This is a genomic window from Agrobacterium sp. 10MFCol1.1 (assembly GCF_000381165.1).
Lineage (GTDB): Bacteria > Pseudomonadota > Alphaproteobacteria > Rhizobiales > Rhizobiaceae > Agrobacterium > Agrobacterium tumefaciens.
In genome coordinates, this window is sequence record NZ_KB906074.1 from 148,697 (window position 1) to 161,117 (window position 12,421).

At 59.5% G+C, this 12,421-nt stretch carries 10 protein-coding genes; 6 read left to right on the top strand and 4 right to left on the bottom strand.

Annotated features, from left to right (window positions below):
• Positions 1-340 precede the first annotated feature (340 nt).
• Positions 341-1,135 carry a 3'(2'),5'-bisphosphate nucleotidase CysQ gene (gene cysQ / locus F617_RS0109040; RefSeq protein ID WP_003513960.1) on the bottom strand — a complete coding sequence of 265 codons (795 nt, stop codon included), beginning with the start codon at positions 1,133-1,135 and terminating at the stop codon, positions 341-343.
• 335 nt (positions 1,136-1,470) lie between these two features.
• On the opposite strand from cysQ, the gene F617_RS0109045 reads away from it, so the two are divergent.
• From F617_RS0109045 to F617_RS0109070, 6 genes are all read left to right on the top strand, one after another.
• Positions 1,471-2,373, top strand: coding sequence for a branched-chain amino acid ABC transporter permease (locus F617_RS0109045; protein ID WP_019565105.1), 903 nt, complete (start codon positions 1,471-1,473; stop codon positions 2,371-2,373).
• Positions 2,374-2,422: 49 nt separating this feature from the next.
• The gene (gene livM, locus F617_RS0109050; RefSeq protein ID WP_370647612.1) at positions 2,423-3,775 is read left to right on the top strand and encodes a high-affinity branched-chain amino acid ABC transporter permease LivM; all 1,353 of its coding nucleotides are present in this window, start codon (positions 2,423-2,425) and stop codon (positions 3,773-3,775) included.
• Positions 3,775-4,653: an ABC transporter ATP-binding protein gene (locus F617_RS0109055; protein ID WP_019565106.1), complete on the top strand. Its 879-nt coding sequence runs from the start codon at positions 3,775-3,777 to the stop codon at positions 4,651-4,653. The genes livM and F617_RS0109055 overlap by 1 nt, the downstream gene beginning before the upstream one ends.
• Positions 4,653-5,381, top strand: coding sequence for an ABC transporter ATP-binding protein (locus F617_RS0109060; RefSeq protein ID WP_003513939.1), 729 nt, complete (start codon positions 4,653-4,655; stop codon positions 5,379-5,381). The genes F617_RS0109055 and F617_RS0109060 overlap by 1 nt, the downstream gene beginning before the upstream one ends.
• Before the next feature lie 170 nt (positions 5,382-5,551).
• Positions 5,552-5,905, top strand: coding sequence for a DUF6867 family protein (locus F617_RS0109065; protein ID WP_003513938.1), 354 nt, complete (start codon positions 5,552-5,554; stop codon positions 5,903-5,905).
• 118 nt (positions 5,906-6,023) lie between these two features.
• Positions 6,024-7,142: a branched-chain amino acid ABC transporter substrate-binding protein gene (locus F617_RS0109070; protein WP_003513936.1), complete on the top strand. Its 1,119-nt coding sequence runs from the start codon at positions 6,024-6,026 to the stop codon at positions 7,140-7,142.
• Positions 7,143-7,344: 202 nt separating this feature from the next.
• Here F617_RS0109070 and F617_RS0109075 read toward each other — a convergent pair whose 3' ends face one another.
• From F617_RS0109075 to F617_RS0109085, 3 genes are all read right to left on the bottom strand, one after another.
• Positions 7,345-7,881: an AAA family ATPase gene (locus tag F617_RS0109075; RefSeq protein ID WP_019565107.1), complete on the bottom strand. Its 537-nt coding sequence runs from the start codon at positions 7,879-7,881 to the stop codon at positions 7,345-7,347.
• A gap of 196 nt (positions 7,882-8,077) precedes the next feature.
• Positions 8,078-9,007, bottom strand: coding sequence for a response regulator (locus F617_RS0109080; RefSeq protein ID WP_013636721.1), 930 nt, complete (start codon positions 9,005-9,007; stop codon positions 8,078-8,080).
• Complete coding sequence (locus tag F617_RS0109085) at positions 9,004-12,399, bottom strand: ATP-binding protein (RefSeq protein WP_019565108.1); 3,396 nt, start codon at positions 12,397-12,399, stop codon at positions 9,004-9,006. The genes F617_RS0109080 and F617_RS0109085 overlap by 4 nt, the downstream gene beginning before the upstream one ends.
• Between the last annotated feature and the right edge of the window lie 22 nt (positions 12,400-12,421).

Here is a 12,421-nt window from a genome sequence, read left to right on the forward strand (position 1 = left end):
GGCGGGGCGGGGCGGGGATGAGCGGGGATGAAATTATTTTCCGAGATACCGGTTCAACGCCGGTATGATCGATATGGAGGAACTGATTTTGGGGCTCGGCGTATGCGGCTTACCCCCCTCTGCCCTGCCGGGCATCTCCCCCACAAGGGTGGAGATCGGCAAGCGGCTTTACCGTCGCTTCATTCTCAAACATTGAGATCTGCGAGACCTTGCCACGATTCGATCTCCCCACCTGTGGGGGAGATGCCCGGCAGGGCAGAGGGGGGTAAGCCGCAGACACCGAAGCGAACGCCTAAAAACGCCTGATCACCGAAGGAGGTCTAGCGGTCTCCTCGCAGGCTTATGTCGCAATTTCCACCGTCGCTGCCATTGCGCCCTCGGCAATGAAATCCGGGTTGGCGAGTGCATCTTCACCATCGCCTCTCACCTCATAGGCAAGCAGCCGCCCCTCGCAATCCAGCGTTCTGCCGCCGGCGGCGCGCAGTACGGCGTCGCCTGCCGCCGTATCCCACATCATGGTGCGGCTGAAGCGGGGATAGATATCGGCAGCACCTTCCGCCAGCATGCAGAATTTCAGTGAGGAACCGACGGAAATGCAGTCTTTCAGGCCGTGTTCGGCCACGAAGGCTTCCGTTTTCGCGGTACAGTGCGAGCGGCTGATCAGCGCCACGGGGGAGGCGCCGCGCTGGCGTGCGCGGATGGGGTGGCGCGCGAGGATCGCGCCTTCGCCTGATATTGCGAGCTTTTCGGCGCTGTTGTCCTTGCCGGTCCAGGCCTGGCCGCGGCAGGGGGCGTAAACCACGCCTGCAACCGGCACGCCGTTTCTGATCAGGGCGATATTGACGGTGAAATCATCCTTGCCGGAAATGAATTCCTTGGTCCCATCCAGCGGATCGACCAGAAAAAATTCCGTGCCTGTCTCCGGCAGAATGCCGTTCGAGACCGCTTCTTCGGCAATGACCGGGATTTCGGGAAAATGCGCAGCCAGTGCCTGCAGAATGATCACCTCCGCCCGCTGGTCTGCCTCGGTCACGGGTGAGCAATCGTCCTTGTACGATACGTGTGGCCCGGCGCGATGGACCGCCATGATTGCCTGCCCGGCGTCCAGCGCCGCTTTCGTCAATATGTCGATCATCTTGTTGCCGTTGCCATTTCGTGCCGGGGATCCTTTGCCCCTCTATTTCGCTACTCTTTTGCCCGCCACCCGTCAAACAATGCGTCAGGCAACACTGAAATAAGCATTCGAACGCCAATTTTTTAGCACTTACTGCCGAAATCCTGGCTATTCTGATCGGGAAAACGGCAACGAATGTGGAAATTCCAAATTTTGTGCAGGATCGCCCGTTTTTGACTTCACATTTTTAGCGAACACGATATGCATTTTGCAGGTGGGGGCTAATCGAAAAGGTTCCCCCTATAATTAACATAAACGAGGCGTGGCTCATTAGAGGTCATGCCCAGGGGAAAGACATGGAGTATTTTATCCAGCAGCTCATCAACGGGCTGACTCTTGGATCGATCTACGGCCTCATCGCAATTGGCTATACGATGGTCTACGGCATCATCGGCATGATCAACTTCGCCCATGGCGATATTTTCATGCTTGGCGGTTTCGCCGCGCTGATCGTTTTTCTGATGGCAACATCGTTTTTTGCCGGTATTCCGGTGGCGCTTCTTCTGATTTTGATGATGGTCGTCGCCATGCTGATGACCGGCCTGTGGAACTGGGTGATCGAGCGCGTGGCCTACCGTCCGCTCAGAGGCTCGTTCCGCCTTGCGCCGCTGATCACCGCCATCGGCATGTCGATCGCGCTGTCCAACTTCATCCAGGTGACACAGGGTCCGCGTAACAAGCCGATCCCGTCAATGGTGACGGACAGTTACCATTTCGGCTCCATCACCGTCTCGCTGAAGCAGTTCATCATCATGGCGGTGACATCGGTGCTGCTGTTCGCCTTCTGGTACATCGTCAACAAGACTCCGCTCGGCCGGGCGCAGCGCGCCACGGAACAGGACCGCAAGATGGCGGCCCTTCTGGGTGTGGATGTCGACAAGACGATCTCGATCACCTTCATCATGGGTGCCGCACTCGCGGCGGTCGCCGGTACGATGTATCTGATGTATTACGGTGTCGCATCGTTCAACGATGGCTTCATTCCGGGTGTCAAGGCGTTTACCGCAGCGGTTCTCGGCGGTATCGGTTCGCTTCCGGGTGCCGTTCTCGGCGGCCTCCTGATCGGCCTCATCGAATCTCTCTGGTCCGCCTATTTCTCCATTGCCTACAAGGACGTCGCGGCATTCGGCATCCTGGCTTTCGTGCTGATCTTCAAGCCGACCGGTATTCTCGGTCGTCCGGAAGTCGAGAAGGTGTGATCCCATGACCAATATCGCTTCCGAAAACGACACTTCCAGCCCGAGCCTGATGGCAACGGCGGTGAAGGAAGGCATCTTTGCGGGCATCGTCTCGCTCGGCATGTTCATTCTTTACGTCGGTATCGTCACCTATCAGGATATCAACAACCAGCTTATCTGGGGCACCCGCTGGGGTCTTCTGTCGATCTTCGTCGGCGTCGCCGCCATCGGCCGTTTCCTGATGGTCGGCTTCATCCGGCCGTCGATGGATCGCCGCAAGCTTGCCAAGGCCAAAAGCGGCATTCTGGAAATCTCCGAGGAAAAAGGCTTTTTCCACAAGCACTTCCTGAAGCTCGCGCTTGTCCTGCTGCTGCTTTATCCCGTCGTCGCCGTGCAGCTGTTCGGTTTTCAGGGCTCGCTGAAATTCGTCGACAATTTCGGCATCCAGATCCTGATCTATGTGATGCTGGCGTGGGGCCTCAACATCGTCGTTGGCCTCGCGGGCCTGCTCGATCTCGGTTATGTGGCCTTCTATGCGGTGGGCGCCTATTCCTACGCGCTGCTGTCAAGCCATCTCGGCCTGTCCTTCTGGGTGCTTCTGCCGGTGGCCGGCATTCTCGCGGGCTTCTGGGGCATCATTCTCGGCTTCCCGGTGCTCAGACTTCGTGGCGACTATCTTGCCATCGTCACGCTCGCCTTCGGTGAAATCATTCGTCTCGTGCTGTTGAACTGGACGGATGTGACCAAGGGCACCTTCGGCATTTCCGGCATCGCCAAGGCGTCTATCTTCGGCATCTGGTCCTTCGATGTCGGCGCGCCGAACAATTTCGCCAAGGCCTTCGGCCTGACGATGTCGTCGGCCTATTACAAGATCTTCCTGTTCTACGTGATCCTGCTTCTGTGCATGCTGACGGCTTACGTCACCATCAAGCTGCGCCGCATGCCGATCGGCCGGGCGTGGGAAGCTTTGCGTGAAGACGAAATCGCCTGCCGTTCGCTCGGCATCGATACCGTCATCACCAAGCTTACCGCTTTTGCGACAGGCGCGATGTTTGGCGGTTTCGCCGGCTCGTTCTTCGCCGCCCGTCAGGGTTTCGTATCGCCGGAAAGCTTCGTCTTCCTGGAATCGGCCGTCATCCTTGCCATTGTCGTTCTCGGCGGCATGGGTTCGCTCACGGGCATCGCCATTGCCGCCCTCGTCATGGTCGGCGGCACGGAGCTGCTGCGCGAAATGGAATTCCTGAAGCATGTCTTCGGGCCTGATTTCACGCCGGAACTCTACCGCATGCTGCTGTTCGGTCTCGCCATGGTCATCGTCATGCTGTTCAAGCCGCGCGGCTTTGTCGGCTCACGAGAACCGACGGCCTTCCTCAGGGAACGCAAGGCCGTCTCCGGCAGCTTTACCAAGGAAGGTCACGGTTGATGGCTTCCGGAACGACAAACATGACACCCAATCTAACTGGCGATACGATCCTCAAGGTCGAACATCTCTCGATGCGGTTTGGCGGCCTGATGGCCATCAATGACTTCTCCTTCGAGGCGAAGCGTGGCGAGATCACGGCGCTGATCGGCCCGAACGGTGCTGGAAAGACCACGGTTTTCAACTGCATCACCGGCTTCTACAAGCCGACGATGGGCATGATCACCATGCGTCAGCAAAACGGCGAGGCGCATCTTCTGGAGCGCCTGCCGGATTTCGAGATCACCAAGAAGGCGAAGGTGGCGCGTACCTTCCAGAACATCCGCCTGTTTTCGGGTCTGACGGTTCTGGAAAACCTGCTGGTGGCGCAGCACAATGCGCTTATGAAGGCATCGGGCTACACCATTCTCGGTCTTCTCGGCCTGCCCGCCTACAAGAGGGCGGTCAACAGTTCGATCGATAAGGCCAAATACTGGCTGGACAAGGCCGATCTGACCGACCGCGCCGACGACCCGGCCGGCGATCTGCCCTATGGCGCGCAGCGCCGTCTGGAAATTGCCCGCGCAATGTGCACGGGGCCGGAACTTCTGTGCCTTGATGAACCGGCGGCCGGTCTCAACCCGAAGGAATCGCTGGCGCTCAATGCGCTGCTGCGCGGTATCCGCGACGAAGGCACGTCGCTGCTTCTTATCGAGCACGACATGTCGGTGGTGATGCAGATTTCCGATCACGTCGTGGTTCTCGAATACGGCCAGAAGATTTCCGACGGTTCGCCGGACCATGTGAAGAACGACCCGAAGGTCATCGCCGCCTATCTGGGTGTCGAGGATGATGAAGTGGAAGACGTGATTGCGGAAGAACTCGACGGAGGAGTGGCCTGATGTCCGGTGAACCGCTTCTCAAAGTACAGGGTGTCGAAACCTACTACGGTAACATCCGGGCCTTGGCCGGTGTCGATGTCGAGGTCAACAAGGGCGAGATCGTCAGCCTTATCGGCGCCAACGGCGCCGGCAAATCGACACTGATGATGACCATCTGCGGCAGCCCGCAGGCGCGCACTGGCCAGGTGACGTTCGACGGCGAAGACATTACCCGCCTGCCGACGCACCTCATCGCCCGCAAGCGTATTGCCCAGTCACCCGAGGGCCGCCGGATTTTCCCGCGCATGACGGTGCTGGAAAACCTGCAGATGGGGGCCAATCTCGACAACCTCAAATATTTCAAAGAGGACGTCGAGAAGATTTTCGTCATGTTCCCGCGGCTGAAAGAACGTCAGAGCCAGCGTGGCGGTACGCTTTCCGGCGGCGAGCAGCAGATGCTCTCCATCGGCCGCGCGCTGATGGCACGGCCGAAACTGCTGCTTCTCGACGAACCGTCGCTGGGCCTTGCCCCGCTGATCGTCAAGGGCATCTTCGAGGCCATCAAGAAGCTCAACCAGGAAGAGGGCCTGACCGTCTTCCTGGTTGAGCAGAACGCCTTTGCGGCACTGAAGCTTTCCGACCGCGCCTATGTGATGGTCAACGGCAAGGTGACGATGAGCGGTTCGGGCAGGGAATTGCTGGCTGATCCGCAGGTACGCGCAGCCTATCTCGAAGGCGGCCGGCACTGAAAGATTTTACTTGCGCCGGAAATTTTGCGGCGCAAGATAACGAACCGCCGCCGGCCGTTTTCGAAGGGGAAATGGCCGGTGGCAAACAATAAAATGCCCGCCGGAAAAACGGCGGGACGACAACAAGGCAGGGCCGGACATTTGCATCCCGGCGCTGATGGGGAAAGAAGATGCAGGGCCTTTTATTCGAGACCGATAGCGGCGTGCGTTATATTCTGCGCGCACTGGTTGTTCTTCTTGGTTTCTGGACGGCGTGGCGCACGGGCAGATCTGTCGCCGATGGCTGGGGCGATTTCCCGCGTGTGGTGATTTATACGCTGGCTTTGGGGCTCGTGATGCGGTTTCTGCATTTCGCGCTTTTCAACGGGCCGTTCATCAACGGCTTCTACTACGTGTTTGACGTCGTTCTTCTTCTGGCTTTTTCCAGCATCGGTTTCCGCATGCGCAGGACGAGCCAGATGGTCAATAACTACTATTGGCTCTACGATCGGACGTCGGCATTTTCATATAAAAAGAAAGATTGACAGCCGGATTCCTCCGGCTGCACGATACTCGCGTGAGTGGAACGTTACCTGTTCGGTTAAGGTGGGTACTGAACAGGTCCTGGTAGTCAACCCATCCAAAGGAACTGGGAGTATAGTAATGAAGAAGTCTCTTCTTTCCGCCGTTGCGCTGACCGCCATGGTCGCCTTCAGCGGTTCGGCCTGGGCCGATATCGTGATCGCTGTCGGCGGCCCGCTGACAGGCCCGAACGCCGCATTTGGCGCTCAGCTTCAGAAGGGTGCTGAACAGGCTGCGAAGGATATCAATGCTGCAGGCGGCATCAACGGCGAGCAGATCAAGATCGTTCTCGGCGATGACGTTTCCGACCCGAAGCAGGGTATCTCGGTTGCCAACAAATTCGTTGCTGATGGCGTGAAGTTCGTCGTCGGTCACTTCAACTCCGGCGTCTCCATTCCGGCTTCCGAAGTTTATGCCGAAAACGGCATTCTCGAAGTAACGCCTGCTGCGACCAACCCCGTTTTCACCGAGCGTGGCCTGTGGAACACCTTCCGTACCTGCGGTCGTGACGACCAGCAGGGTGGCATTGCCGGCAAATATCTGGCCGACCACTACAAGGACGCCAAGATCGCCATCATTCACGACAAGACCCCCTATGGTCAGGGCCTTGCCGACGAAACCAAGAAGGCAGCCAATGCGGCCGGCCTGACGGAAGCCATGTATGAAGGCGTCAATGTCGGCGACAAGGACTTCTCCGCACTGATCTCCAAGATGAAGGAAGCCGGCGTTTCCGTTATCTACTGGGGTGGCCTGCACACCGAAGCCGGTCTGATCATCCGCCAGTCGGCTGACCAGGGTCTGAAGGCGAAGCTCATCTCGGGCGACGGTATCGTTTCGAACGAACTTGCCTCCATCGCCGGCGACGCCGTCGAAGGCACGCTGAACACCTTCGGTCCCGATCCGACGCTGCGTCCTGAAAACAAGGAACTGGTAGAGAAGTTCAAGGCCGCCGGCTTCAACCCGGAAGCCTACACGCTCTACTCCTACGCCGCCCTGCAGGCGATTGCCGGTGCTGCCAAGGCTGCCGGTTCCGTTGAGCCGGAAAAGGTTGCCGAAGCTCTGAAGAAGGGCACCTTCCCGACCGCACTCGGCGATATCTCCTTCGACGAGAAGGGCGACCCGAAGCTTCCCGGTTACGTCATGTACGAGTGGAAGAAGGGCCCGGACGGCAAGTTCACCTACATCCAGCAGGGGACGTAAGTCTTACTGGACTGCAATATGGAGGCCCGGTCGCAAGACCGGGCCTTCTGCTTTCTGGTGCGGGGCATTTCCGGCGTCAGCACCCAGCCAGCCCAAGTCCTTGGGCTAAAACACTTTCCGAGCCGCACGTCAGACGGATTCCGTCTCAAAGACGGTATGACGGTATGGGAAAGGCTCGAAACACTTGGCTCCGATCGCACCTTCAGCCAGCTTCAGCCGCGAGCCTCTCCAGCACAATATCGGCACGTTCCGTGACGGGGGCTTTCGGCAGTACAATCGTCTCATAATCCAGACGGGCATAGTCGTGCATCAGGCGTTGATATTCCTCCACTGCCACCTCGAAACCGTGCTTGCGCTCGCTGTCGCCTCGGTAGATCTCCGGCCAGGGCGGGGTGAGGAAGACCAGCGGGTTGTAGCGGTGCGTGCGCCGCAGCGTTTCGATGAATCCATCGCCGCTAATATGATGAAGTGCTGAGGCGGCGTCGATCAGGCCTCGGTCGAAGAAGACGAAGCCTTCCGCTGGCGCCTTTTGCCGGTCCTCCAGCGCCATGGCGATCGCCCGGCGGGCAAAGGCTTCCAGGTCGATCCAGGGGAGGGCGGTGCCGTTATTTCTCGTTTCCTCAATCACGATGCGCCGCCCCGGTTCCTCGACGGTCGCGAAACCGCGGTGAGCAAGCTCGGCAAGCAGGGTTGATTTGCCGCCGCCGGAGCAGCCGGAAAGAATAATGAAATGGTCCATGGGAACCTCCCTGCGCGGGGTTTGGGTTGGATGGAAGGTGATGTTTTTTGGGGGGACTTGGATTGCGGCGTTGCCGCTTGTTTCTTTTCCTCGAGGGGAGAAGAAATACGCTGCACTCGCTCGGCGAATAAGTCGATGCTCTATGCTTAAGCGGAAAATATATGTTTTTCCAACCGTGTCACATCAGATGCAGCTGTCACCCCTGATGCAAAATATGCGCGGCCTTGACGGCGGCGGAGGCGCGGTTTTCGACACCGAGTTTGACGTAAATCTGTTCCAGATGTTTGTTTACGGTTCTGGCGGAAAGGCCGAGAATATCGCCGATATCGCGGTTGGATTTGCCTTTGGCAATCCACAGCAGAACTTCCGATTCGCGCGTTGTCAGGGCAAAGTGGTCCTTCAGCAGGTGGTCGTCGGATTTCTCGTTGGCGGCTGTCAGACGGAAGAGATATTCGTCCGGTCCCATTGCGCCGAGGAAGGAGAGCTGCAAAGCGGGCCGCCCGGCCTCGGTGATCGTCAGCGGTGCATCGCGGGCGGAATCCACCGTTGTCCTGTCGGCCAGCCAGCCGGAAATATGGGCAACGACGATCTCCAGCCCATCATCACGGCCGGTGGCGGCGTTGACCAGCCGGGTTGCCTGTGGTGTGGACCAGTGGATCGCGCCGTTGGCGCGCACGGCAAGCAGGTGGCGTCCGGCGGCATCAAGCGCCACGCGGGCGCTCTGCGCCGAGCGGGCATTGGAGAGATGCACACGGATACGGGCGCGCAGCTCATCGATGTTGATCGGCTTGGTCAGATAGTCGACACCGCCGGATTCGAGCGCCCGCACCACATGTTCGGTTTCCGTCAGCCCGGTCATGAAGATGACAGGCACCTGGGCCACGGCGGCGTTGGCCTTCAGGCGGCGGCAGGTTTCGAAACCGTCCATGGCCGGCATGACCGCATCGAGCAGGATGATATCGGGCGTGATGCGTTCGGCAATGTTGAGCGCGGCCTGACCGGATGTGGCGATCAGCGCCGAAAAGCCTGACTGTTCCAGCGCATCGGTGAGGAACCCCAGCGCTTCCGGGCTGTCATCCACCAGCAATACAATGTCTCTCGGCAGTGCTGCGCCTTGCCCGCTCATGCCTTGCCGTCTCCCCTGTCGCTCTCTTCAAACCGCTTTAGAAAATGGGCGTAACCGGCCAGATCGAAGGCCTGCACATAGGTGCCAAGCTCTTGCGTGAAGGGCAGGTTGTTGGTGTTGCGGGCGAGATCTGCGAGTTTTGCCTCTATGCCGCGTATGTAGCCTATTTCGCCGAGCCTCTGCAAATCCTTGATATGAATCGCGCCGGGATGAACGATCTGCGCCGGCGGCTGGGGGATGGGTGCCGGGGGAAGGTCGGTATCGTAAATCCATTTCAGGCCGAGATGCACCGCAAGCCTGTCGCACAGGTGGCGGATGTCGACCGGCTTGGCGATGGCGTCGTTGTGATTGTCTTCTCCGGCACCCGCTACGGTGCCGTCACCGATATTGGCCGAGAGCATGATGAGCGGAGCTGTCTGCCCTGCTTCACGCAACTTTGTCACAAGCTGCCAGCCGGACATTCCGGGCATGGAGATATCGATGAGGAAGAGGTCGGGCTGCACGCCTTCGATGAGTGTCAGGCATTCCGGTCCGCTCTGGGCGGTCAGCACCACGAAATCGAGCGGCGAAAGCACCTGCCGCATCAGCTCGCGGTGATCCTCGTTATCATCAACCACCACGATGGTGCGGCGTGGGCCCGAATAGGAGCGAATGGTCTTTTCCGGCGCAGGTGCGGTACTTGGCCGGTGCACAGCCGACAGCATGAGACGGACGCGGAAGGTGGAGCCGTTGTCCTTTTCGCTGGAGACGGAAATCTCGCCGCCCAGTGTGTTGGTCAGAAGCCTCGTGATGGTGAGGCCGAGGCCAAGGCCCGGCATGGGGCGCACGCTTTCGGCCTCGCCGCGCTGGAAAGGCTCGTAGATGCGGGCAAGATCTTTTTCGGCAATGCCGCGCCCGGTATCCGACACCGTGAAGCTCGCCACCTGGCTGCGATAGGCGACATCGAAGGTGACGCTGCCCTCGTCGGTGAACTTGATGGCGTTGGAGAGCAGGTTGACGAGGATCTGGCGCAGACGCTTTTCATCCGTGCGGACATATTGCGGCAGGGAATGGGCGCGTTCATGCCGGAATTCCAGACCCTTGGCCTGCGCCTGCGGGCGGAACATATCGACGATCTGGTCGAGGAAATCCTGAATATTGATCTCGTTGGAATAGACCTGCAGGCGGCCAGCCTCGATCTTGGAAATATCCAGAAGCCCGTCGATCAGGCCGGAGAGATGGTCGGCGGAACGGCGGATGACCTTGATGGCCGATTGCCGCGGCGCGGGAATGGTCTCATCGCGTTCGAGGATCTGGGCGTAGCCCAAAACAGCGTTGAGCGGCGTGCGCAATTCGTGGCTGAGGCCGACCACGTAGCGGCTCTTGGCGCGGTTGGCGGCCTCAGCCGTTTCCTTGGCGTCCTGAAGGGCGGCGTCGGTCTTCTTGTGTGCGGCGATTTCCTTCAACAGCAGCGTGTTCTGGCGTGAGGATTCCTCTTCCGCAACCACCCGGCTGTCATGGGCAAGAACCAGAAACCAGCAGACGATGCCGGCAATGACGGCAAAGACGAAAAATACGATGAGGATGGTGCGGTTGACCACGTCAGCCGTTGCCGGCGAGGCGGTGCCGACCTGATGGGCGATGAGCGCCAATATGCCGCCAATGGCGGTGACGGCGATGGCCGCCGCCATGCCATAACGTCCGAGCCGTGTGGCGAGTTTTGCAACCAGTTGGTGGGGCAGGAAAGATTTTGCGACCGTCGCGACCTGATAATTGAGCTTGGCCTTCGGCTTGCACATGTCATGGCAGCGGCTGTCCAGCGAGCAGCAGAGCGAACAGATCGGCGCCGCATAGGCTGGACACCATGCCATGTCTTCCGGCTCGAACGCGTGTTCGCAGATGGAGCAGGTGATGGCGCTCAGCTCGCGCCATTTCTGGCGCGGCTTGCGGGCCAGATAGAATTTGCCCTTCGTGCCCCAGGCGATCAGCGGCGAGGCTATGAAGGCGACGATGAGGGTGAGATAGGGCGCAAGCGAGGCAGCGAGTGCGCCGAAGGTGCCGAAATGCGCCATCAGCGCAATGGTGGCCGAAAGCGCCATGGAGCCGACGCCGACGGGATTGATATCGTAGAGATGGGCGCGCTTGAACTCGATGCCCGGTGGGGCAAGGCCGAGCGGCTTGTTGATGAACAGATCGGCCGAGATGGTGCAGAGCCAGGCCATGGCGACGATGGAAAAAATGCCGAGCGTTTCTTCCAGCAGGCGATAGATGCCGAGTTCCATCAACAGCAGCGCGATCACCACGTTGAAGACCAGCCAGACGACGCGGCCGGGGTGGCTGTGGGTGAGGCGGGAAAAGAAGTTGGACCAGGCGAGCGAGCCCGCATAGGCGTTCATGACGTTGATCTTCAGCTGCGAGACCACCACGAAGGCGACCATCAGCAGCATGGCCGCCGTATGGTTGGGGATCATGTAGCCGAAGGCGGTGAGATACATCTGGGCGGGATCGGCGGCGCGGTCCACCGAGACGCCGGAACTGAAGGTCAAGACCACGAGGAAGGAACCGGCCAGCAGCTTCGGCACGCCCACGACGACCCAGCCAGCACCGGCCAGAAAGACCGCGATGCGATGGCGCAGGCGGCTCTGTCCCTCGGCGGGCAGGAAGCGCAGGAAATCCACCTGTTCGCCGATCTGTGACATCAGCGCGAGGATGACGGCAGACGCCGCGCCGAATTCCACCAGATTGAAATGGGCCACGGTGCCCGGCGGACCGGAGGCGTGATGAATGCCGGAAAACGCCCGCCACAGGTCGTATTTTTCCCAGTCCATCAAAGCGATGAAGATGAAGGGCAATACGTTCAGCACGATCCAGAAGGGCTGGGTAATGATCTGGAAACGGCTGATGAGGCGCACGCCGTGGGTGACGAGCGGAATGACCATGACGGCAGAGATGATGTAGCCGATCCACAGGGGAATGCCGAGCGCCAGCTCCAGCGCGCCGGACATGATCGACGCCTCTATGGCGAAGAGCATGAAGGTGAAGGCGGCGTAGATCAGCGAGGTGATGGTGGAGCCGATGTAACCGAAGCTCGCGCCGCGTGTCAGGAGATCGATATCGACGCCGTGACGGATGGCGTAACGGCTGATCGGCAGGCCGACGGCAAGCATGGCAATGGCCGCGACGATGATGGCGTAAAAGGCGTTGGTGGTGCCGTATGACAGCGTGATCGCGCCGCCGATGGCTTCCAGTGCCAGAAAGGAAATAGCGCCGATGGCGGTGTGGGAGATGCGGTTGGACGAAAATTGCCGGGCGCTTTTAGCGGTGAAGCGCAGCGCATAATCTTCCAGCGTCTGGTTGGCGACCCAGCGGTTATATTCGCGCCTGACGGGGATGATGCGTTGCCGTGCGGCCATGCCTAGGATCCAGCCCCTTTCC